The organism is Methylobacterium sp. WSM2598, assembly GCF_000379105.1.
In the GTDB taxonomy this organism is placed as follows: Bacteria; Pseudomonadota; Alphaproteobacteria; order Rhizobiales; family Beijerinckiaceae; genus Methylobacterium.
Genome location: NZ_KB900609.1, coordinates 5,688,957 through 5,713,585 on the forward strand (window position 1 = coordinate 5,688,957; position 24,629 = coordinate 5,713,585).

5 protein-coding genes are annotated in these 24,629 nt (G+C 72.2%); all 5 read left to right on the top strand.

The features are described from left to right. Positions 1–3 precede the first annotated feature (3 nt). The 5 genes from MET2598_RS0126720 to MET2598_RS0126740 all read left to right on the top strand — a co-directional run bounded on the left by MET2598_RS0126720 (position 4) and on the right by MET2598_RS0126740 (position 24,619). Positions 4–933 carry a flavodoxin family protein gene (locus tag MET2598_RS0126720; protein WP_012330170.1) on the top strand — a complete coding sequence of 310 codons (930 nt, stop codon included), beginning with the start codon at positions 4–6 and terminating at the stop codon, positions 931–933. Then, positions 930–10,469 (top strand): type I polyketide synthase, encoded by a 9,540-nt coding sequence (locus tag MET2598_RS0126725; protein ID WP_018262949.1) that lies wholly within the window; start codon positions 930–932, stop codon positions 10,467–10,469. The genes MET2598_RS0126720 and MET2598_RS0126725 overlap by 4 nt, the downstream gene beginning before the upstream one ends. A gap of 511 nt (positions 10,470–10,980) precedes the next feature. Next, positions 10,981–12,873, top strand: coding sequence for a long-chain-fatty-acid--CoA ligase (locus MET2598_RS0126730; protein ID WP_018262950.1), 1,893 nt, complete (start codon positions 10,981–10,983; stop codon positions 12,871–12,873). A gap of 41 nt (positions 12,874–12,914) precedes the next feature. Next, positions 12,915–23,855: a type I polyketide synthase gene (locus MET2598_RS0126735; protein ID WP_018262951.1), complete on the top strand. Its 10,941-nt coding sequence runs from the start codon at positions 12,915–12,917 to the stop codon at positions 23,853–23,855. Continuing rightward, positions 23,852–24,619, top strand: coding sequence for a thioesterase II family protein (locus MET2598_RS0126740; protein WP_012330166.1), 768 nt, complete (start codon positions 23,852–23,854; stop codon positions 24,617–24,619). The genes MET2598_RS0126735 and MET2598_RS0126740 overlap by 4 nt, the downstream gene beginning before the upstream one ends. Positions 24,620–24,629: the final 10 nt, after the last annotated feature.

Here is a 24,629-nt window from a genome sequence, read left to right on the forward strand (position 1 = left end):
GCCATGACACGCAAAGTCCTCTGCCTCTTCTATTCGAACAGCGGGCAGACGGAGATGATCATCGATCATCTGCTGGAACCGCTGCGGCGCGACGGCGAGGTCGACCTGCACCTTGAGCGGATCCGGCCCGCCACCGCCTATCCTTTCCCGTGGAGCTTCCTGTCGTTCTTCTCGGTATTCCCCGAGGCGGTCCGCGAGGTGGCGGGTGCCATCGAGGAGCCGTCCTTCCCGCGAGACGAGACGTACGACCTCGTGGTCCTCGCCTATCCGGTATGGTTCCTCTCGGTCGCGACTCCGATGATGAGCTTCCTGAAGTCCGAGAAGGCCCGCGTCCTCGCCGGCACGGACGTGGTCACGGTGGTCACCTGCCGGAGCATGTGGTCGCAGGCGCAGATCAGCATGCAGGAGCAGCTGGCACGCCTCGGCTCCAAGCTGATCGGTCACGTGACCTTCAAGGACCGCTCGGGCAACCGGCCCGTCACCTTCGTGTCGACGCCCCTCTGGCTGATCACGGGCAGGAAGTCGGTGTCGCGCTACATCCCCGAGGCCGGCGTCGCGCCGGAGGCGATCCGCTCGGCCGGCCGCTTCGGGAGGGCGATGCTGGCCCATCTCGGCCTCGATCCCGGGCCCGGAGAAGCGGTCCCGCCCCTGCGCCAATCCGAGGCGCTCACGACCACGGCCACCTCCGAGGCGGTGGGCAAGAGCATCTTCCGCGCCTCCGCGCTGCTGATCGCAACCTGCTCGACGCCGAACGGTCCGACGCGCAAGCCCCTCGTCGCCGTCTTCGTGGCCCTCCTGTTTGCTATCGCACTGACCTTCCTCCCGACCTGGGTCCTTCTGGTGCGGCTCGGTCAGCGGGCGGGCCTGGTGTGCCGCACGAGGCAGATCGTCCGGTTCGCGGGCGAGCAGGTCCAGACGGGAGGAACGGCATGAGCCTTGAGAACGGAGCGGCCGGACCGGCCGGGTCGCAGGCCCTGGCGAGGCAGCAGCTCGCCGTGCTGAAGGGCCTGCGCGCGCAGGTCGACACGCTGGAGCGCCAGCGGGACGAGCCCATCGCCATCGTCGGCATGGGCTGCCGCTTCCCGGGCGGCGCCCACGATCCGGACTCGTTCTGGGATCTCCTGCGCGGCGGCCGCCACGGCATGGTGCCGATCCCCAAGGACCGGTGGGACGCGGACGCCTTCTACGACCCGGAGCCCGGGCGGCCGGGCAAGACCTACGTGCGGACGGGCGGCTACCTGCACTGGAACGTGGACCAGTTCGACGCCGCGTTCTTCCGGATCTCGCCGCGGGAGGCCCAGTACATCGATCCCCAGCAGCGGCTCCTGCTGGAAGTGACCTGGGAGGCCCTGGAGAATGCCGGCTGCGACCCGACGCGGCTCGCCGGCAGCGCGACCGGCGTCTTCATGGGGGTCATGAACTTCGACTACTCGAAGATGCTGTCGGTGCCCTCCCGGGTGGAGGAGCAGAGCCTCTACGTGGCCTCGGGCAACGGCCACAGCGTCGTCGCCGGCCGGGTCTCCTTCGTGCTCGGGCTCCAGGGCCCGTCGGTCTCCCTGGACACGGCCTGCTCGTCCTCGCTGGTGAGCGTGCATCTGGCCTGTCAGAGCCTGCGGAGCGGGGAGTGCGATCTCGCACTGGCCGGCGGGGTCAACCTGATCCTCGGCCCCTACGGAACGCTCTGCTTCTCTCAGGCGAAGGCGCTCTCCCTCACGGGCTTCAGCCGCACCTTCGACGCGGGCGCGGACGGCTACGCCCAGTCGGAGGGCTGCGGCGTGCTGGTGCTGAAGCGCCTCTCCGACGCTGTCCGGCAGAACGACCGCATCCTGGCGGTCGTGCTCGGCTCGGCCGTGAACCAGGACGGGGCCAGCGGCGGCCTGACGGTGCCGAACGGACCGGCCCAGGAGGCGGTGATGCGCACCGCCCTCAAGCGCGCGAAGCTGCGGCCCGCGGACATCGACTACCTCGAGGCGCACGGGACGGGCACGAAGCTCGGCGACCCGATCGAGGTGCGCGCCGCCGGAAACGTCCTGCGCGAGGGTCGCTCCGCGGATCAGCCCGTGATGCTCGGCTCGGTGAAGACCAATATCGGGCACACGGAAGTGGCCGCGGGCGTGGCCGGCATCATGAAGGTCGTTCTCGCCCTGCAGAACGACGAGATCCCGCCGCACCTCCACTTCAAGGAGTTGAACCCGCACATCGCCATCGACGACGTTCCCGCCCGCATCGTCACCGAGCCGGCCCCGTGGCGGCGCGGCGGGCGGCGGCGGGCGGCGGGCGTCAGCGCGTTCGGATTCAGCGGAACCAACGCCCACGTGGTCCTCGGGGAGGCGCCGCCTCCCGCGGAGAGGCCGGCCGGACCGGAGCGGACGGCCCACCTGCTCGCGCTCTCGGCCGCCGACGACGCCGCGCTGCGGGACTTGGCGGCGCGGCACGTCGCGCAGCTGGAGCGGACCGAACCGGACCTGGGGGATTACTGCTTCACCGCCAATGCGGGCCGGTGCCACTTCGGACGGCGCGCCGCCCTGGTGGCCGGGACCCGGCCCGAACTCGTCGGCAAGCTCAAGGACGTCGTCGAGCAGGCGGCGGGCGGGGCGGCGGAGACCGAGCAGCCGAAGGTCGCCTTCCTGTTCACCGGCCAGGGCTCCCAGTATTTCGGCATGGGGCGGCAGCTCTACGAGACCCAGCCGTCCTTCCGGAATGCGATGGACGCCTGTGCCGGGCTCCTGGCCAGCCACCTCGACGTGGACCTGCTCGACGTGATGTGGGGCCGCGCGAGCCCGGAGCTGATTCACCAGACGCGTTACACCCAGCCGGCGCTGTTTGCCCTGGAATACAGCCTCGCGCAGCTGTGGCAGTCCTGGGGGATCCGGGCCGGCGCGGCCCTGGGCCACAGCGTCGGCGAGTATTGTGCGGCCACCGTGGCCGGCGTCCTGAGCCTGGAGGACGGGCTCACGCTGATCGCCCACCGGGCCCGCCTGATGCAAGAGCGGTGCACGCCGGGCGACATGTGCGCCGTCGAGGCCGACGCCGCCGAGGTGGAGGCGCTGATCGAGCGGTGGGAGGGACGGGTCTCCGTGGCGGCGATCAACGGGCCCGCCGCCACCGTCATCTCGGGCGAGCGCGACGCCGTGGCGGCGGCCGCCGCCGCGCTCGAGGGCCGGAATGTCAGGGTCAAGCGGCTGACCGTATCCCACGCCTTCCATTCGGCCCTCATGGATCCGATGCTGGAGGAATTCGAGGGGATCGCGGCGGGGCTCACGCACCACGCGTCGCGGGTCCGGCTGATCTCCAACGTGACGGGCGAGGCGATCTCCGGCCAGGAGATGGCCCGCCCCGGCTACTGGAGCCGGCAGGTCCGCGGGACCGTGCGCTTCAGCGAGGGCATGCGCACGCTGGAGCAAGCGGGATGCCGCTGCTTCCTCGAGATCGGGCCGCATCCCGTCCTGATCGGAATGGGGCAGACCTGCCTGTCCGATCCGGATTCGCGGATCTGGCGGGCCTCGCTCCGGCGCGGCCAAGACGATTGCCGGGAGATGCTCGAGGCGGCCGCCCATCTCTACACGGCCGGTGTCAACCTCGACTGGGAGAGCTACGACCGCGATTTCGGCAGGCGCAAGCTGAGCCTGCCGACCTATCCGTTCCAGCGGCAGCGCTACTGGATGGCCAACGACAAGCCGGCGCGGCTCGTCTTGGCCGGATCCCGCCGCCATCCGCTGCTGGCGTCCTCGGTGGAATCGGCGGTGGCTCCGGGCACCACGATCGCCATCGCGGAGCTGGAGCCGGGCGCTCCGGAGTATCTGGCCGACCATCGGGTGTACGGGCGGGTGCTCGTGCCGGCGGCCGCGTTCCTGGAGATCGCCCTCGCGGCGGGCGCCGAGAGCCTTCGCACCGACGAGCTGGCGATCTCGGACGTCGTGTTCGAGCAGGCCTGCATCCTGGAGGAGGGCGCAGGCCGGCAGCTCCAATGCGTCCTGACCCGCGAGGAGGGCAGCGACGCTCACGACTTCCAGCTCCTCGGCAAGGGCCAGGGCTGGAGCCGCCACGCGAGCGGCCGGATCGCGGCCGTCGCGGGCGAGGATTCGCTCGCGCTCAAGCCCGACCAGGATCTCGACGCCATCCGAGCACGCTGCGCCGAGGACCTGGTCGGGGAGCAGTGCTACGAGCGCTTCCAGACGACGGGGATCGCCTACGGCCCGGCCTTCCAGGGCCTGGACCGGGTGTCGCGGGGCCCGAAGGAGGCCTTGGCTCGACTGAGCCTGCCCGAGGCGGCGCGCGCCTGCCCGGAGACGGGCTACCACCTGCATCCCGTCATCCTCGATTCGTGCTTCCAGTTGCTGGCCCACAGCATTCCGGACGACGGCCCGGCCGGGATCGCCTACCTGCCGGTCGGGATCGAGACGCTGCGCGTCCGCAAGCTCCCGTCCGACGGCGAACTCCACGGGCACGTCGTCCTGCGCGACGGCGGCGACGGCAAGGCCTTCACGGGGGACGCGCGGATCCTCGGCGCCCGTGGCGAGGTCCTGGCCGAGATCCTCGGCCTCAGGGTCGTGCAAGCCGCCAAGGAGAGCGTGCTCAAGAGCCTCGGCGTCGCCGACCAGGATCTCTTGTACGAGCTGCGCTGGCTCCCCCGCCCGCTCGACGCCCCGGCCGATCCCGGAGCCGGCCGGATCTGGGTCTTCGCGGGCAGCGGGCCCGCCGGCGAGGACCTCTGCGCCGCACTCGCGGGCGAGGGCCGGCGCGTGGAGCGCCTGCCGCTCGATGGCGACGACGAGGGGCTGCTTGCCGCGATGCGCCGCATGCTCGACACGGAGGGCGCGCCGGACAAGGCGATCTTCGTGCCCGGGCCGGGCGCCCGCGGGGGGGCGACCCGCCTCGACGATCTCGCGGCGGACGCGGTTGGGCGCGCGCAGCGGGACGCCTACCTGCCCGTGTTGCGCGCGGTCCAGCTCCTCGTGAAGCAGGACGGCACGCGGGCCTTCTACCTCGTCACCGAGGAGGCGGTGCAGGGGGAGGGCATCCTCGTCTCCCCGCTGCGCGGCCTGTTCACCACGCTCCGGCTCGAACATCCGGAGGCGAAGTGGATCAGCGTCGATTTCGAGGACCGGATCGACCCGGCGGCCCTGCGCGCCGAGGTCGGCGCTGTCCCGGCCGAGGAGCAGATCGCCTACGCGCGTGAGGCCGGCGGGCTCCGGCGGTCCGTGGCCCGCCTCGCCCGGCGGGACCGGGCCGGCGGGCTGTCGCTTCCGGCGGAGAGCTACCTCCTGGACTGCGCCGAGCGCGGCGCGATCGACAACCTGCGCGTCGTGCCGATGACCCGCCGCCCGCTCGGCCGGGGCGAGGTCGAGATCGCCGTGAAGGCGACCGGCCTCAACTTCCGCGACGTGCTGGGCGTGATGGGCATGTATCCGGGGGATCCCGGTCCCCTCGGGCAGGACGCGGCCGGCGTGGTCTCGGCGGTGGGTGAGGACGTCGTGGACTTCGCGGTCGGCGACCGCGTCCTCACGATCCTGGCGGGCAGCTTCGCCTCGCACATCGCCACGCTGCCCCAGGTGGTGATGCGGATTCCCGACGGGATGTCCTTCGAGGAGGCGGCCACCATTCCGGTCGTGTTCCTCACGGCGCACTACGCCCTCAACCGTCTCGGACGCATGAGGGCCGGCGAGCGCGTGCTGATCCACGCCGGGGCGGGCGGGGTCGGCATGGCGGCGATCCAGCTCGCCCGGAACGCGGGCGCCGAGATCTTCGTCACCGTCGGGTCGCCCGAGAAGGCCGACCTGATGCGGTCGCTGGGGATCCGGCACGTCTTCTCCTCGCGCAGCCTCGACTTCCACGACGACGTGCTCCGGGCGACGGGGCAGGAGGGCGTCGACCTCGTGCTGAACTCGCTCGCGGGCGAGTTCATTCCGAAGAGCCTCGGGCTGCTCCGCGAGGGCGGGCGCTTCCTCGAGATCGGGAAGGTCGGAATCTGGTCCGAGGCGGAGGCGCTCGCGTTCCGCCCCGGCATCTCCAGCTTCACCATCGCCCTCGACGAGCTGACGTCGCAGCCGGAGCTGGTCGGCGGCCTGTTCAGGGAAGTCATGGCGGATTTCGCCGCCGGGCGCCTGACGCCGCTGCCGCGGCGCAGCTACCCGCTCCCGGACGTCAAGGACGCCTTCCGGTTCATGGCCCAGGGGAAGCACACCGGGAAGATCGTCGTCTCGCACGCGACGGCCTCCGGCGAGGCGGGCGCGTGCCGCGCCGGCGCGACCTACCTGATCACGGGTGGCCTCGGCGGGCTCGGCCTGACGGTGGCGCGCTGGATGGTCGAGCGGGAAGGTGCCCGCGAGCTGGTGCTCGTCGGCCGCTCAGGTCCCTCGGACGCCGCCCTGGAGGCCCTGCGCGGGCTCGAGGAGCAGGGCGCGCGGATCCTCGTGCGGTCGGTCGACGTCGCGGACCCGGACGCCGTCGCGGACCTGCTGCGGCAGATGGAGCGAGAGGGGTGCCCGCCGCTCGCGGGGATCGTCCACGCCGCCGGCCTGCGGGACGACGGCGTGCTGGAACAGCAGAGCTGGGACAAGTACGAGCGGGTCATGGCGCCCAAGGTGCTCGGGGCGTGGAACCTCCACCGAGCCGCGCAGCGGGCGGGGTGCGCGCTCGACTTCTTCGTATGCTTCTCGTCCGCCGCCTCGCTCCTCGGGAACAGCGGCCAGGCCAACTACGCCGCCGCCAACGCCTTCCTCGACGCGCTCATGGCCTACCGGCGCAGCCGCGGCCTCGCCGGGCTGAGCATCAACTGGGGCGCGTGGTCCGAGGTCGGGCTCGCCGCCGACCTCGTGCGGTCGAACGCCATCGCGACCGGGATGGGCGCGATCAGCCCGGAGGAGGGCGTCGCGCTGTTCGGCCAGCTGCTGCGCCAGCGCGGGGGCCAGGTGGGCGTTCTGCCCATGGACTGGAACGAGGTGCTGCGCAGGAGCGCGGGAGAGGTCCCGCCCTTCCTGAGCGAGATCGTCAAGCCGCGGGACGGGGCGCGCAAGCGGCCCGACGCGGCGGGCGCGAAGCTCCTCTCGCAGCTCGCGGCGGCGCCGTCGGCCGAGCGGGGAAGCGTCCTCACGGCGTTCGTGCAGGGCGAGCTGGCGCTCGTCCTGGGCATGCAGGGCGAGCAGAAGCTCGATCCCCGCAAGGGCTTCAAGGATCTGGGTGTCGATTCGCTGATGGCGGTCGAACTCCGGAACCGGCTGCGGAAGGGGATCGGCGACCGGGTCAAGCTCCCGGCCACGCTGGTGTTCGACTACCCGACCGTCGAGGCGCTGGCCGGCTTCCTGGGCGACGCCCTGGCGGCGCTTCCCGACGCCAAGGCCCCCGCCGCCGACGCCAAGGCCCCCGCCGCGCCCTCCGCGACGGCGCCGGCCGCGCAAGGCCCGGCGGCGCAAGACCCGGCGGCGCAAGACCCGGCGGCGCAAGACCCGGCGGCGCAGCGGGCGCCGGTCGCGCGCCCCGGCGCCGCCGAGCCGATCGCGATCGTCGGGATGGGGTGCCGCTTCCCCGGGGGGGCGTCGGATCCGGACAGGTTCTGGCAGCTGCTGACCGAGGGACGGGACGCGGTGATCGAGGTTCCCAAGGACCGCTGGGACGCGGACGCCCTCTTCGACCCGGACCCGGACGCGGTCGGCAAGACCTACGCGAAGTGGGGCGGCTTCCTGCAGGAGCGGATCGACCTGTTCGACGCGCCGTTCTTCGACGTGCCCGCCCACGAAGCCAAGTTCATGGACCCGCAGCAGCGGCTGCTGCTCGAAGTGACCTGGGAGGCACTCGAGAATGCCGGGATCCCGCCGGCCGACCTGCTCGGCAGCGACACCGGCGTCTTCGTCGGCGTGTCCAACATGGACTACGCCCGCCTTCAGGACGATCCCCGGACCATCCAGGAGGCCGGGCTCTACAGCGGCACGGGCACGGGCCTCAGCTACGCCTCGGGCCGGGTGTCGTACCTGCTCGGCCTGCAGGGGCCGAGCGTGACCCTGGACACGGCGTGCTCCTCGTCACTGGTTGCGGTTCACCAAGCGTGCCAGAGCCTGCGACTGCGGGAATCGACGCTGGCCATCGCGGCGGGCGTCAATCTCCTCCTGTCGCCGCAATCGACCATCGCCCTGTCGCACGCCAGGGCGCTGGCGCCGGACGGCAGGAGCAAGGCGTTCGACGCCTCCGCGAACGGCTTCTCGCGGGGGGAGGGCTGCGGCGCGGTGCTCCTGAAGCGGCTGTCCGACGCGGTCGCGGACGGCGATCGCATCCTGGCGGTGATCCGCGGCTCGGCGGTCAACCAGGACGGGGCGAGCAGCGGCCTCACGGTCCCGAACGGACGGGCCCAGGAGGCCCTGATCCGGCAGGCGCTCCGGCAGGCGGCGGTGGCTCCGGCGGAGGTGAGCTACGTCGAGGCGCACGGCACCGGCACCTCCCTGGGCGATCCGATCGAGATGCGCGCCATCGGCGCGGTGCTCGGGGAGGGGCGGGACGCGGGGCATCCGCTCTACGTCGGCTCGGTGAAGACGAATCTGGGTCATCTGGAGCCGGCCGCCGGCATGGCCGGCCTGCTCAAGGTGGTCCTGTCGCTCCAGCACCACGCCATCCCGGCGCACCTGCACTTCAGGACGCTCAATCCGTACATCTCGCTCGACGACATCCCGGCGCGCATCCCGACGGAACTGACCCCGTGGCGGAGCGACGGGGAGAGCCGGATCGCGGGCGTCAGCGCCTTCGCACTGCAGGGCACGAATGCCCACGTGATCGTCGAGGAGTACCGGGACGGGGCGGACGCCTCGCCCGCGGCGGACCGGAGCCCCTGCGAGGTGCTCGCGCTCTCGGCCAAGAGCGAGCCCGCTCTGCAGAGGCTCGCCTCCGACTACGCGGCCTTCCTCTCCTCCAATCCGGATGTTTCGCTTCGCGACGTGTGCCACACCGCCCAGCGCGGCAGGGGCCACTTCGGTCACAGGCTCGCGGTGGTGGGATCCACCGCGGAGGAGCTGGTCGCGGCGCTGCGGGCGCAATCCGCCCGCAGGTTCTCGCCCGCGAGCGACCCGGGGAAGGTCGCCTTCCTGTTCACCGGTCAGGGCGCCCAGTACTTCGGCATGGGCCAGCAGCTGTACGCGTGGTTGCCGGCCTTCCGGTCGGCGATGGATCGCTGCGCGGAGATCGTCTCGCCCCTGCTCGGATGTTCCCTGCTGGACCTGCTGTGGTCCGGCGCGGATGAGCGGCGGCTGCACCGGACCGAGTACACGCAGCCCTGCCTGTTCGCGCTCGAATACGCGCTGGCCGAGGCGTGGCGCGCCTGCGGCGTGCGGCCCTCGGCGGTGCTCGGCCACAGCGTCGGCGAGTACGTGGCCGCCACGGTGGCCGGCGTGATGTCCCTGGAGGACGGGCTCACGCTCGTGGCCGCGCGGGGACGGCTGATGGGGCAGCTCTGCGAGACGGGCCAGATGATCGCCGTGGCGGCCGGCCTCCCGGAACTCGAAGGATGGCTCGCCGAGGCCGGCGGCAAGGTCGCGGTGGCGGCCGTGAACGGGCCGAACAGCACCGTCCTATCGGGCGAGACGGACTCCATCGCGGTGCTCGGCGAGGCCCTCCGCGGGCGGGGCCTGCGCGTGCGGCCGCTCACGGTGTCGCACGCGTTCCACTCGCCGCTGGTCGAGCCGATGCTGAGGGAGTTCGGGGCGGTCGCGGCGCGGATCGCGTACCGCGCGCCCGAGATCCGCATGGTCTCCAACCTGACCGGCCGGTCCATCGGCGGCGAGGGAATGAACTGGGCGGAGTACTGGCAGCGGCAGACGCGCGGCGCGGTGCTGTTCGGCGACGGGGTCGCCGAACTCGACCGGCTCGGGTGCCGGGTCTTCGTCGAGATCGGTCCTCACCCGGTCCTGACCGCGATGGGGCAGGAATGCCTGCCGTCGCCGGAGGCGGCGCTCTGGGTCGGATCGCTCAGGAAGGACCACGACGATCCGCGGGAGTGGCTCGGGGCCGTGGGACAGCTGTATGCCCGCGGTGTGCAGATCGACTGGACGGGCGGGACCGGGACGGCTCCGGCGCGCAAGCTCGCCCTGCCGACCTACCCGTTCCAGAGGAGCCGGTATTGGGTGGACGGCAAGTCCGCTGCCCCCGCCGCGACCGCTCCGGTCCAGGTCGAGGAGGTGGCGCCCACACGGGCAGACGGCTTCCTGTGGGAGCAGCTGACGCTCGCCCCGCCGGCGTCCCGGAAGGAGATCCTGACGGATCACATCTCGTCGCTGCTGGAGGACATCCTCGGAAGCGGCAGCCGCGACCGCTTCGATCTCGAGACCAACTTCATGGACCTCGGCGTCGACTCCCTCGTCGCGGTGGCGTTCAAGAACCGGATCCAGAAGAGCTTCGGTTCTCACCTGAAGATCCCGGCCATGATGGTGTTCGATCACCCGACTATCGACGGGGCGGCCGATTACCTGCTGGCCCGCATCCGGGCCTGATCGGCGCGCCGAGAGGACGCTCGTGCGGGAGAGGGAAGCTGCGCGGGGCGCCCGTCTCCCGTCCGGGAGGGGTGCCCCGCAGCGATGTCGGGACAGGTGCGCTCCCCTCTTCCCCGGACGAGGGCAGCGGGCGGGTGCTGAGCGTGATGGCGGCGTGCTCCCCGCGCCTGCCCATCGACGCGCTCGCTGACCTCGGCGAGCGCGTGATGGGCGGCATCGGATCGACGGGTGATGCGGGCTCCGCTCGAACGAAGCGGAGCCCGCCCCCGCCAGCCCGCGGCGGAGCTACGCTCCGCACGGTCGAGCGAAGACCAAATCCGCCCTTCCGAAGCAATCGAGCGGATTTGGCACGCATGGTCCTCGTGTGACGTCCGGCACCGAGCGGCCCGCTGGCAGGCACTAGACTTCTTCTCACCATGACGATCGTGCGCAGACGCGCCGCGCCGCGCGCTGCCCACCCGCGCCGCACGCGCCGGACGCACTCGCTCTGTACGGGCAGGAGACTGGTTCCATGGAATACGCGAAGGTGACGTTGCCGGACCTCCTGCAGATCGCCGCCGATACGACCCCCGATGCGCCGGCGGTGGTGTTCCGGGACCGGAGGATGAGTTACGGTCAGCTGTTCGAGAGGGCGCGGCGTCTCGCCGGAGGGTTGCTCGGGATCGGCGTCAAGCCCGGCGACCATGTCGGCATGATGCTGCCGAACTGGCCGGAGTTCCTCGAAGTGTACTTCGCCGCATCCTGGATCGGCGCCGTGATCGTGCCGCTGAGCGTGCAGCTCCGCAGCCTCGAGCTCGAATACGTGATCGGGCACGCGGAGATCACCGTGCTCGTCGTGCCCGACAGGTTCGACGGCGCCGACTACGTCCGGCTGATCGACGATCTCAGGCCCAAGCTGCCCCGGATCCGGCACGCCGTCGTCGTGCCCGCGGCCGGAGAGGCGGCGGAAGCAGGCCCGGGCTGGATCCCCTACGAGGCGCTGCTGTCGGGGCCGCGCGGCGAACGGGCGGCGGCGGACCCGGATCGCGTCGCGATGATCCTCTACACGTCCGGCACGACCGGAGCCCCCAAGGGCGTGATGCTATCGCACCAGAACATGATCTGGACCGCGATGAACGAGAATCGCGCCCTGGAGATCACGAACCGGGACTCGCTTCTGCTGGTGGTGCCGTTCTTCCACGTCTTCGGCGCGGTCGTGGGCATCGCCTGCGCGGTCGCGGCCGGCGCCGCGATGGTGATCCTGGACAGGTTCGACGCCGAGGAGGTGCTCGCGACCATCGAGGAGGAGCGGTGCACCGTTCTCTACGGAACGCCCACGATGTTCGTGCTGGAGCTGAATGCGCCGCGCTTCGACGCGTTCGACCTGACGAGCCTTCGCACCGGCATGATCGCCGCGGCGCCGTGCCCGGTCGAGGTGGTCAAGGACATCATGCACCGGATGCACTGCAACGTGGCGGTCAGCTACGGCCTGACCGAGACCTCGCCCGCGCTGACGGTCACGCGGTTCGACGACCCGCCGGCCATCCGGGCCGAGACGGTGGGCCGGGCGCTGCCCGGGATCGAACTGCGGGTGGTCGACGAGACGCGCAGGCCCGTGCCCCTCGGAACCACCGGAGAACTCGCCTGCCGCGGCTACGCCGTGATGAAGGGCTACTACAAGGACCCGCGCCAGACCGCGGAGATCATCGACGCCGACGGCTGGCTCTACACTGGCGACCTCGCCACCCTCGACGCCGAGGGCTACGTCCGGATCGTCGGCCGCAAGAAGGACCTGATCAAGCAGGGCGGGATGGCGATCTTCCCGTCCGACATCGAGAATTACCTCTACGAGCATCCGGCCGTCGAGCAGGTCGCGATCGTCGGAGTGCCGGACGAGGTGCTCGGCGAGCGCTGCCGCGCCTACGTCAAGGTCCGTGCCGGCCACGACCTCACGGGCGAGGACGTGGCAGCGTTCTGCCGGGATCGGATCGCCGACTATAAGATCCCCCGCGACGTGGTCTTCGTCGAGACCTTCCCGCTGACCGCGAGCGGCAAGATCAAGAAGTCGGTGCTGCGGGAGATGGCGCGGAAGGGCGCGGCGCGCGCGTGCACCGGGTCGATCGTGGAGCGGGTCCGGGACGCGGCCGGACCCTACGACAGGAAGCGGATCGTCCGCGAGTTCCTGGAAGCGGAACTCGCGGAGGTCCTGAACGGGCGCGACAGGCCCGCGCGGGCCGCCCCGGTCGGCGCCAGGGGCGTCGGCTTTCGCGACATGGGCCTGAAGTCGCTGCAGGCCATCCAGCTGCGGCAGCGGCTGAGCGAGGCGCTGGGCGACACGATCGAACTGTCGGCCACCGTGGCGTTCGAATTCCCCACGGTCGAGGAACTGTCCCAGCACCTGTTGGACGCGATCGCGGCGGCCTGAGTGCGTGGGCTCCGCCCGGACCGAGATGAGGCGCGGTTGACATGAATGAACCGATCGCAATCGTGGGCATGGCGTGCCGCTTCCCGGGCGGCGCCGGCGACCCGGCCTCCTACTGGAACCTCCTGAAGGAGGGCAGGGACGCCGTGGTCGAGGTTCCCAAGGAAAGGTGGGACGCCGCCGAGATCTACGACGAGGATCCGTCCGGGCTCGGCAAGACCTACGCCAAGTGGGGCGGCTTCCTGCAGGAGCCGATCGACCGGTTCGACGCTGGGTTCTTCAACATTCCGCCCGATGAGGCCCGCTTCCTGGACCCGCAGCAGCGGCTCCTGCTCGAGGTCAGCTGGGAGGCCATCGAGAATGCGGGAGAGGACCCGACGCGCCTGCGCGGAAGCCGCGCCGGCGTCTTCGTGGGAATCTCCTACCCGGAGTATCTCCACCTCCAGCTCAACCCGCACGCGATCCAGGAGGGCGGCCTCTACGTCGGGCTCGGGGGCGTCTTCAGCGCTGCCGCCGGGCGGGTGTCTTACGTCCTGGGTCTCCAGGGGCCGTCGGTCGCCATCGACACGGCCTGCTCGTCGTCGCTGGTGGCCATACACCAAGCCTGCCTCGCTCTCCGAAGCCGGGAATGCGAGATGGCGCTCGCATGCGGCGTCAACCTGATCCTGACGCCGCACTTCACGGACATGCTCTCCAAGATGAGGGCGCTCGCGAAGGACGGCCGCTGCAAGACCTTCGACGCGGCGGCCGACGGCTACGTGCGAAGCGAGGGATGCGGCGTCCTGGTCCTGAGGCGCCTCGCCGACGCGCTCGCGCGACAGGACCGCATCGTCGCAGTCGTCCGCGGCTCGGCCGTCAACCAGGACGGGGCGAGCCAGGGCCTGACCGTGCCGAACGCGCTGGCCCAGGAGGCGCTGATCCGGCAGGCCCTCGAGGCCGCCTCGCTGCGCCCCGCCGACATCGACTACGTCGAGGCACACGGCACCGGAACGCCCGTCGGCGACGCGATCGAGGCGCGCGCCCTCGGCGCGGTGTTCTCGGGATCCCGGGCCGAGCCCCTGACGATCGGCTCCGTGAAGACGAATCTCGGCCACCTGGAATCGGCGGCCGGGGTTGCCAGCGTGATGAAGGTTGCGCTGGCGCTGCAGAACGAACTGATCCCCCGGAACCTGAACCTCGCGACGCTCAACCCGTCCCTCGCGCTCGACCGCATCCCGGCCCAGGTGCCCGCGCAGCCGCTGGCGTGGAGGAGAGGGGAGCGCAGGCGCGCCGCCGGCATCAGCGGGTTCGCCCTGCAGGGCACCAACGCGCACGTGGTGCTCGAAGAGGCACCCGAGGCGGTCCTCCCCGAGCCGCCGGAGGCCGACCGGCCGCTTCACCTCTTGGCGCTGTCGGCGAAATCAGAGGGCGCGCTCCGGGATCTGGCGCGCCGCTACCTCGCCATGCGCTGGGCGCCGTCGCTGGCCGACATCTGCCACACCGCGAATCTCGGCCGAGCCCATTTCGACCTTCGCATGGCCGTGACCGGCGCGTCGGTCGACGACGTGCGGGGCCGGCTGAGGACCCTGGTCGAGTCGGACTTCGAGACGGTTCCCGCCGGGGTGACGATCCCCGTCCAGCCGGCGCCGGCCCGCGCGACGGGCGTCGTCTTCCTGTTCTCGGGCGGGGGCGCGCAGTATCCCGGGATGGGCCGGCGCCTCTACGCCACCCAGCCCACCTTCCGTCGGGCCCTGGACCGATGCGCCGAGATCGTGAGCGCCTACCGCGAGGTGCCGCTGCTCTCCGTGATGTTCGGGGACAGGACCGATCTGCTCGACCGCATGGACTACATGCAGCCGGCGCTCTTCGCCTACGAGTGGGCGATGACGGCGCTCTGGCGGAGCTTCGGGATCGAGCCCGCCGCCGTCATGGGGCACAGCCTGGGCGAGTACGCGGCGGCGGCGGTGGCGGAAGTGTTCTCCCTCGAGGACGCCCTGCGGCTGATCTGCCGGCGGGGCCTCCTCATGCACGAGGTCGAGCGGTCGCAGGGCGAGGGAGCGATGGCCTCCCTGGCCGTCGGCGAGCGTGCTGCGTCCGAAGCCCTGTCGACTGTCGCGGGCCGGGTGTCCATCGCCGCGCTCAACGGCCCGCAGAACACCGTCGTCTCGGGCGAGAGGGCGGCGGTGCGGCGCCTCGTGGAAGAATTCCAGGGGAGGGGCATCAAGGCGAAGCTCCTCGCGGTGTCGAACGCCTCGCACTCGCCTCTGATGGAACCGATCCTCGAAGCGTTCGAGGAGGTGGCGGACCTCGTCGCTTACGGCCGGCCGAGCCTGCAGCTGATCTCGAACCTGACGGGCGGCGAGGCCTCGGCCGAGATCGTGTGCGATTCGGGCTACTGGACGCGCCACATCCGCCAGCCGGTCCGCTTCCACGACGGCATGCAGACGCTGCGCCGCCTCGGCTACACCCGGTTCCTCGAGGTCGGGCCGCATCCGGTGCTGCTCGGCATGGGCCAGGACTGCTTCCCGGAGGTCGACGACGACACCGCCTGGCTGCCCTCCGCCAGACGCGACGCGGACGAGTGGGAGGAGATGCTGGCGAGCCTCGGCGCGCTCTACGTGCGCGGCCACGACGTTGACTTCCAGGGCTTCGACCGGGATTACCCGCATCGCAGGAAGCTCTCGCTGCCGACCTATCCGTTCGATCGCAAGAGCTACTGGAACGACGTGTCGTCGGGCTCCCGGGCCGCTCCGGCGGGTGACCGCGAGACCGGGGCCCACCCCTGGATCGGCAAGACCCTCGCGAGCGCATCCCGTCCGGGCGAGGTCACGTGCGAGGCCGAGATCGACACCACCCGGTTCGCCTTCCTCGCGGACCATGCGGTGCTGGGGCGCATCGTGTTCCCAGCGGCGGGGTTCCTGGAACTGGTCGCGGAGGCGGTGACGGTCCGCTGGGGGAAGGGGGCGGCCTGCGTGCTGCGGGACGTTCACTTCGCGACCCCGCTCGTGCTGGATCCCGCCAAGCGCTACCGGCTCCAGTGCGTCCTGACCGCGGGGCCGGCGCCCGGCGTCGAGGCGGAGTTCGCGGTCCTCGGCTGCGAGGGGGAGCTCACCGCGCCCTGGACCTCCCACGCGAGCGGCCGGATCGAGATCCTCGGGGCCGAGCCCGCCGCGGCGGCCGCGGCTCCGGATGCCCTGCGCGCGCGGTGCCCGGAGGTTCTGACGGCGGACCACTGCTTCGCGACCTTCGCGGCGCAGGGGATCGCGTACGGGCCCGGCTTCCGCGGCGTGACCCGGGTGCTCAGGGGCCGGCGCGAAGCGCTCGGCGAGGTGGTCTGGCCGGAGGAGCTCGCGGCGGGCCCCCGCCCGGCCTACATCCTCCACCCCGCGATCCTCGACGCGTGCATCCAGGTCCTGTCCCAGTGCGTCGACGGCGCGAAGGACGGCGATGCCGCCCGCGTCGGACTTCCCGTCCAGATCGACAGCGTGGCGTGGACCGGGACCCTCCCGGCCGGGAGACTCCTCAGCCACGCGGTCCTGCGCGAGCAGTCCGAGACCCGGTATTCCGGTGACGTCACGATCCTGGATGCGGACGGGCGGACCATCGCGTCGGTCCAGGGGCTCACGGTCTCGCTCGTGGCGCAGGGGCAGCTGCGGCGGATGCTCGGCCGGTCCCTGCACGGCTTGCAGCACGAGGTGACCTGGGTGCCGCAGGAGGCGGCGCGTCCGGCATCGACCCCGTCCTCCGGGCAGACCTGGCTCGTCTTCGCGGATCGGGGCGGGGTGGCAGAGAGCCTGCGCGCCCGCTGCGAGGGCGCCGGCATCACGCTCGTCGAGGTCGCACACGCGTGCACGGCCCTGTCCGCCGCGTCCGGCGACCTGGATGCCGACGCCTGCGCGTCGGTCGTGCGCGAGCGCCTCGGCGCAGGGGCGCTCGCCTTCGACAAGGTGGTGTTCCTCTGGGGGCTGGACGAGTCCTTCTCGCGCAATCCCACGCCCGACGCCCTCGCCGCCGATCAGCGCCTCGGCTACGCGTCCCTGCTCGCCGTCGCCCAGGAACTCGTCCGGACCGGACGGGAGCGGCCGCTCTACGTGGTGACCCGGGGCGTCCACGCCGACGCCCCGGGCGCGGCGCCGGCCCTCTCGCAGGCGCCCCTGTGGGGTCTGGCGAAGGTGATCCAGATCGAGCACCCGGCGCTCGACTGCGTCGCCATCGACCTCGGGGAGGATCCGTCCCCGCTCTTCGACGAGATCGCCTCGGATGCGCGCGACGACCGGCAGGTCCGCTACGCGGGCGGCACGAGGCTCGTCGCCCGGCTGACCGCCAAGGCGGCGGGCGGGACCGCGCCGGCGGCGGACATCGACGCTGCCAAGACCTACCTGATCGCCGGGGCCTTCGGCGGGCTGGGCGTCGAGACCGCGCGCTGGCTGATCGCCGAGAAGGTGGTGCGGAGCCTCGTCCTCGTCGGACGCCGGGCGCCCTCGCCCGCGGTGTCGCAGGAGATCGAGGCGTGGCGGGCGCAGGGCGTGCAGGTGCTCGTGCGCATGACGGATCTCGCGAACCTCGGCGAGGTCGAGGAGCTCTTCGCGGAGCTGGATTCCGGCGCGATCCCGCCGCTCGGAGGCGTGATCCACGCCGCCGGCAGCCTTCGGGACGCCGCGCTGGCGGACCAGACCTGGGACGACTACGCGGACCTCCTTCCCGCCAAGGTATTCGGGGCCTGGAACCTGCACCGGGCGAGCCTGAGGCTGCGCCAGCCCCTCGGGCTCATGGTGCTGTTCTCCTCGGCCTCGTCGCTGTTCGGCTTCGCCGGCCAGTCGAACTACGCGGCGGTCAACGCCTTCCTGGACGCCCTGGCGCATCACCGCAGCGGGTTGGGCCTGCGGACGATCGGCATCAACTGGGGCGTCTGGGCCCGGATCGGCCGCGTCGCTGACCTCGCCGAAGGGTCTCTCAGGGAGGCCGGGATCATCGCCCTCGACCCCGAGGAGGGAATGGCGCTCCTGGAGGCGATCCTGCGCGACGGCGAGGCGCGGCAGGTGGGGGCGCTGGCGGTGGACTGGCCGCGCTTCCTGCGCACGCTCCACGGCGAGGCGGGGGTGCCGCGCTTCCTCGAAGCCTATCGCAGGACGCCCGCGCGGGGCGCGCAGCCGAAGGGCGACGTCGTTCAACGCGTCCTCGGGCTGCCCGCATCCGAGCGGCGGGCCGTGCTGGCGCAGGTCGTCCAGACCGAGGTGGCGCAGATCCTCGGCCGCGGCCGGGACGAGTCCCTGGATCCGCGGATCGGGTTCTCCGAACTCGGGATGGACTCCCTGATGACCGTGCAGCTGCGCAACCGGCTGAAGAAGCAGTTCGGCGAGCACGCGCGAATCGCCGCCTCCCTGGCCTTCGACCATCCCAACATCGAGGCCCTGTCGGAGTACCTGGATGCCGAGCTGGCCCGGCGCGGCGGCGCCCCCGCGGCCCCCGCGGCCGCTCCGGCCGAGCCGGCGCGAGCCGCCGCGCCGGACGAGGACGCGGTCGCCATCGTCGGCCTGGGCTGCCGGTTCCCGGGCGGGGCCTCCGATCCGCAGGCCTACTGGTCCCTGCTGAGCGAGCAGCGCTGCGGCATCGTGCCGGTGCCCCGCGAGCGCTGGGACAACGACGCCGTGTACGACCCCGATCCGGACGCGGAGGGCAGGACGTACGCGCGCACGGGCGGGTTCCTCCAGGAGCCGATCGATTCCTTCGATGCGGGCTTCTTCAGGATCGTGCCGGGCGAGGCGCGGCTCCTCGATCCGCAGCAGCGCCTCATGCTCGAGGTCACCTGGGAGGCCCTGGAGGATGGGGGAATCGTCCCGACGGAGCTGCGGGGAACTTCGACCGGTGTGTTCGTGGGGCTCTCCTACTCGGACTACGCGCTCCTGGTGCAGCGCGCAGGGGTCACCGGCGGCGGCCTCTACGCCGGCACCGGCAGCAGCGCGAGCTTCGCCGCGGGACGGATCTCGCACTTCCTCGGCCTGCAGGGGCCCTGCCTGACGCTCGACACGGCGTGCTCCTCCTCGCTCGTCGCCCTGCATCAGGCCGCGCAGAGCCTGAGGCGCGGCGAGTGCACGCTGGCGGTGGCGGGCGGCGTGAACCTCATGCTGGCGCCGGACAACACCATCCTGCTGTCGCGAGCGCGGGCGCTGTCGCGGGCCGGCCAGTGCCGGGCCTTCGACGAGGCGGCGGACGGCTTCGTCCGGGGCGAGGGCTGCGGCGTCGTGATCCTGAAGCGGGTGCGGGACGCGCTCGCGAACGGCGACAGGATCTACGCGGTCATCCGCGGCTCCGCGGTGAACCACGACGGGGCGAGCAGCGGGCTCACGGTCCCGAACGGCTCGGCCCAGGAGGCCCTGATCCGCAATGCCCTGCGCGTCGCGGGCGTCCAACCCAACGAGGTCGACTACGTGGAGGCCCACGGGACCGGCACGCCCCTGGGCGATCCGATCGAGGTCCGCGCCCTCGGCGCCGCGCTGGGGGGAGACCGGAGCAGGCCGCTGCTTCTCGGATCCGTGAAGACGAATCTCGGCCATCTCGAAGCCGCGGCCGGGATCGCCAGCATCATCAAGGTGGCGCTGTCGCTCGACAACGAGCTGCTGGTGCCTCAACTCCCCGTGGAGCGGGTCAACCCGAACATCGCGCTCGACGAGATTCCCGCGCAGGTGCTGGTCGCGCCGCTCGCCTGGAAGCGGGACGACGCCCCGGAGACGGGGACCGCGAAGCGCAGGATCGCGGGCGTCAGCGGCTTCGCCCTGCAGGGCACGAACGTCCACGTGGTCCTCGAAGAGGGACCCGCCGCGACGGCCCGCGAGAGGACGGCCGTCGGCGAGGCGGAGCCGCCGGCGGGGGCGGCCTGCCTCCTCGGCGTGTCGGCCCAGAGCGGGGCGGCGCTGCGTCAGCAGGCCGCCCGCTACGCGGAGGCCCTCGACCGGGCCGAAGCGGGCTCGCTCCTCGACTTCTGCTGGAGCGCCAACACGGGCCGGGCCCAGTTCCCCTGGCGGGCGGCGATCGTGGCCCGCACCCGGGAGGAGATGAGCCGGAAGCTCGTGGCGCTCGCCGCCGGGGAGCCGGCCCCGCCCGCCGAGCCGAAGCGGATCGCATTCCTCTTCACCGGACAGGGCTCGCAGTATCTCGGGATGGGGCGGCAGCTCTACCAGACCTTCCCGGTGTTCAGGGACGCGATGGATCGCTGCGCGGCGCTGCTGCGCCGGGAGCGCAGCGTGGACCTGCTCGACGTCATGTGGGGAGGCGGCCCGGACGGCGGCGAGGAGCGCCTGCACCAGACGGAGTACACGCAAGCCGCCCTGTTCTCGCTGCAATACGGGCTGGTCGAACTCTGGAAATCCTGCGGCGTGAGCCCGGCTGCCGTCCTGGGTCACAGCGTCGGGGAGTTCGCCGCGGCCGTGACGGCCGGCGTGCTCGGCTGGGAGGACGGGCTGCTTCTGATCGCCGACCGCGGACGCCTGATGCAGCGCGGGACGGAGCCGGGTGCGATGGTGGCGATCGCGGCCCCGTCCGATGCGGTGCACGAGGTCGTCGCGCGCCACGCCGGCAGGGTCGGCGTGGCGGCGGTCAACGGGCCGCGGAGCATCGTGGTGTCCGGTGAGGCGGCGGGCGTCCGCGAGGTGGCGCGGCACTTCGAGGCGCAGGGCGTCCCGGTCAAGCCGCTGCAGGTCACGCGGGCCTTCCACTCGCCGCTGATGGATCCGATCCTGCAGCCCTTCGAGGAACGGGCATCCGAGGTGGCGTTCGCGCCGCCGCAGATCCGCTTCGTCTCGAGCCTGACCGGCGCGGAGGCCGCCGACGAGATCCGCACGGCGCGATACTGGACGGACCAGCTCCGGCAGCCTGTCTTGTTCGGCGCCGGCGCGCAGGCCCTCGTCCGGGACTCGCAGGAGTGGCACGTCGTCGAGATCGGCCCGCGGCCGACGCTGCTCGCCCTCGCCCAGGACTGCGTCCCCGATCCGGCCCGCCATCTCTGGACGCCGACGATGGGGAGCAAGCGGCCGGGGGCCGCGGACGAGAGGGAGACGGAGGACGCATCGTTCCTGCACGCGCTCGGCCAAGCCTACGCGAGCGGCGTGCCCGTCCGCTGGCGGGGCGTCGATTTCGGCGCCGCGCCGCGCAGGGTTCGGGTTCCGACCTATCCCTTCCAGAGGAAGCGCTTCTGGATCGAGACGCGGCCGGGCCGCCGCGACCCCGTGCCGTCCGGCACGGTCGCCGCGGCGCGGCCGCTCCTCGGCACGCGACTGGAATCCCCGGTCCTGTCGGACAAGGCGGTGCACGAGGTCGAGCTCGCCGCGGAATCGTTCGACTTCGTGAGGGACCACGTCGTCGCGTCGGCGGCGACGGGGCCGGTCTTCCCGGCGGCAGGGTTCATCGAGATGATGCTCGAGGCTGGCCGCGAGGCGAGCCCGGCCACGCCGGTCGGCCTGGAGGCCGTCGCGTTCGAGAATCCCGCGATGCTGCGTCCGGGAGAGAGCCACCGGCTGCAATGCGTCGTCAGCCCGCGCGCGGCGGGGGACCGGACCTCCGGCGAGATCGAGATCCACTTCAAGGACGGGCCGTGGACCCGCTGCGCGACCGGCCGTTTCGGGCCCGGTGCCGCTGCGCGGGCGGATGCGGTCGACATCGAGGACGTGCGGCGGAGGTGCCGCAGCGCGCCGAGTGCGGATCTCTACGCCGTGTTCGACAGGATGGGCCTTCGCTACGGGCCCGCGCTGCGGCGCATCGAGGGCCTCTGGAAGGGTGATGGCGAGGCGCTCGCGCGGATCCGCGGCCCGGGATCGGACGCCGTCGGCGAGGCGACCCCGCGGTTCGTGCTCGACCCGGCCGTCCTGGATTGCGGCATGCAGTCCTTCGCGAGCTGCCTGCCCGAGGGCGTCCTCGGCGAGACCCTGATCCTGCCGGTCCGGATCGGCGCGCTGCGATGCTTCGGCGCGCTCGGGGACGCGCGCGCGGTGTGGAGCTACGCCCGCCTCGTCTCGCAGTCCGGAACGGGCAGACGGTCCTATACCGGCGACGTGTGGATCCTCGACGACGCGGGTGCGGTGCTGGCCGAGATCCGGGGCCTGACCGTGATGGAGGCCAGCCTCGGCACGGCCCGGGATCTCACCTACGGCGTCCGCTGGGAGCGAACCCCCGCCGCGGCGCAGGCGCTCCTCGGCGGGACGACCCTGGTCTACGCCGAGGACGGCGCGGATCAGGCGCGCCGCATCGTCGAGGGACGGCTCGGCCCGCGGGCGGCCGGCTGGCACGTCGCGCAATCCCTGGCGGAAGCCCGCAGCCTCGTCGCCGACCAAGGGCTGAGGAGCGTCGTCTTCGTGGCGGGCGATGCCCCGCTGCTCGACCCGCGGCGCGGCTACGGCCCGTGCCTGGAGCTGATCCGCGCGCTGTCGCGGGCGCAAGGGAGCCGCGCGGGCGCGGCCGAGCGGCCGCGGCTGCTGGTCGTGACGCGGAACGCGCAGGGCACCGGCCTGGAAGCGGCGCCCCTCAGCGTCTCCCAGGCGCCCCTGATCGGGCTCGCGCGCGTCGCCCGCCTGGAATGCCCCGAGATCGCCGTCCGGCTCATCGACGTCGAGGCGGGATCGGCGGAATGGGTGGAGGAGGTGCTCGCGGATCCGGCCGAGAGCGAGGTGGCGATTCGCGGCGGCGTCAGGTACGTCCCGCGCCTGACGAGGCTCGCGGATCTCGGCACGGCGCCCGACCGCCCGCTCTGCGACCCGGGCAAGAGCTACCTCGTGACGGGCGGCCTCGGGGCGCTGGGCCTCGACGTGGCGCAGTGGCTCGCCGAGCAGGAGGGCGCCCGGACGCTGGTCCTGATCGGCCGGAGCGACCCTGGTCCGGAGGTCCGCGACAGGATCGACGCGCTGCGGAGTCGGACCGGGGCCCGGATCGAGACGGTCGCCCTCGACGTCGCCGACGCGGACGGTCTGCGGGATTGGCTGACCCGGCACGTCCGAACCCGGACGCTCGGTGGCATCGTCCACGCGGCGGGCACGCTCGCCGACGCGACCCTGGAGCGCCAGGACTGGGACAAGTTCGAGGCGGTCGCGCGTCCCAAGGTCCTCGGCGCGTGGAACCTGCACGCGGCGACGCAGGACCTCGCCGTTCCCCTGGACTTCTTCGCGTGCTTCTCGTCCGCGGCCTCGCTGCTCGGCAATGCCGGGCAGGCCAACTACGCCGCCGCGAACGCGTTCCTCGATCTGCTGATGCACGAGAGGGCACGGCTCGGCATGCCGGGCCTCTCGGTGAACTGGGGCAACTGGGACGGGAAGGGCCTGGCCGCCGCGCTGCGGGGCGACCATGGCCCGGCCGGGGCAGGGGCGGCCGCGCGGACGCTGATGGATTCCGGCCTGGCCCTTCGCGTGTTCGGCCGCCTGCTGAGGCGCCGGGTGGCGCAGGCCGGCGCGTTCGACATCCGCTGGGCGGAGATCCTTAAGGGGAGTCAGCGGGTGAATGCCGGAACCTTCCTTGCCGAATTCAACGAAGCGGAGGCGGACGTGCCGGACACATCGAGTGCCGCGCCGAGGACGCTGGCGGACATCGTCGCGGAGAGTGCGCTGGCGGAGCGGGCGGAAGCGGTCGGCCGGTTCCTGCAGGAGGAACTGTCCGAGGTTCTGGGTGCCCGGGTGGACCCGAGGGCGGGGCTCGTCGAACAGGGCATGGACTCGCTCGCGGCGGTCGAGTTCAGGAACCGGCTCAAGGGCAGGGTGGGGTACGCGGTCGCGATTCCACCGACAGTGATCTTCGACTACCCGACCCTGGACGCGCTCGCGGCCTACCTCCTGGCGCGGTTCGAGGACCAGGAGCCTCGCCGGGGCGCAGACGAGCCGCGACCGGCCGTGCGTGCCCTGCCCGAAGCGGGCCTCGGCGGGCCGGGACTCGCGGACGACGAGGTGGAAGACGAATTGCGCGCCCTGATCGAGGCCGAGCTCAAGGTGCTCGAGGGAACGGGCGCGGACGCCGCGGAGGAGCTGTCATGACCCTCGACAAGACATGGTTTCACGCCGCGGCTCCCCGGCCAGGCGTGCGGCTCAGGCTGGTCTGCTTCCACTACGCCGGGGGGGCCGCGCAGATGTTCAACACCTGGCAGCGCAGGATCGCCCCCGAGATCGAGGTCTGCGCGGTCCAGTTGCCGGGGCGGTGGAGCCGCCTGAAGGAGGCGCCCCTGCGCAGCGTCCCCGCAATGGCCAAGGCCGTCGCGGACGTGTTCGAGCCTCTGCTCGACCGGCCCTACGCCGTCTTCGGCCACAGCCTCGGGGCCGCGGTCGGGTTCGAGCTGATCCACGCGCTCGCGGAGCGGGGATCGCGGCTCCCGGTCCACTTCTTCGCGTCGGCGCGCCACGCCCCGCATCTTCCGAGCGCGGTCCCGTCGCTCCACCGGCTCCCGGAGGCACAGTTCATCGCGGTGCTTCGGGACCGCTACGCGGCGCTGCCGAGGGAGATCCTGGAGGACCCCGAGATGCTGCCGATCTTCCTCAACGTCCTGAGGGCCGACCTGGAAGCCATCGAGACCTACCGCTACGTCCCGCGGGCGGCCCTGTCCGTTCCGATCACCGCGATGGGCGGCACCCGGGATCCGGCGGTCGCGCAAGCTCAGCTCGAGGCCTGGGCCGACCTGACCACGGCCGGCTTCGCGGTCAGGATGTTCGATGGCGATCACTTCTACCTTCGCCCGAAGGAGGACGAGGTGATCGCGGCGCTCCAGAAGACCCTCGAGCCGGAGTTGATCGCCTGCTGCGGCTGACCATGCGGCG

Excerpts from the sequence above, each read along its gene's own strand:
- MET2598_RS0126720 (WP_012330170.1), top strand. The coding sequence starts at position 4 with ATGACACGCAAAGTCCTCTGCCTCTTCTATTCGAACAGCGGGCAGACG.
- MET2598_RS0126725 (WP_018262949.1), top strand. The coding sequence starts at position 930 with ATGAGCCTTGAGAACGGAGCGGCCGGACCGGCCGGGTCGCAGGCCCTG.
- MET2598_RS0126730 (WP_018262950.1), top strand. The coding sequence starts at position 10,981 with ATGGAATACGCGAAGGTGACGTTGCCGGACCTCCTGCAGATCGCCGCC.
- MET2598_RS0126735 (WP_018262951.1), top strand. The coding sequence starts at position 12,915 with ATGAATGAACCGATCGCAATCGTGGGCATGGCGTGCCGCTTCCCGGGC.
- MET2598_RS0126740 (WP_012330166.1), top strand. The coding sequence starts at position 23,852 with ATGACCCTCGACAAGACATGGTTTCACGCCGCGGCTCCCCGGCCAGGC.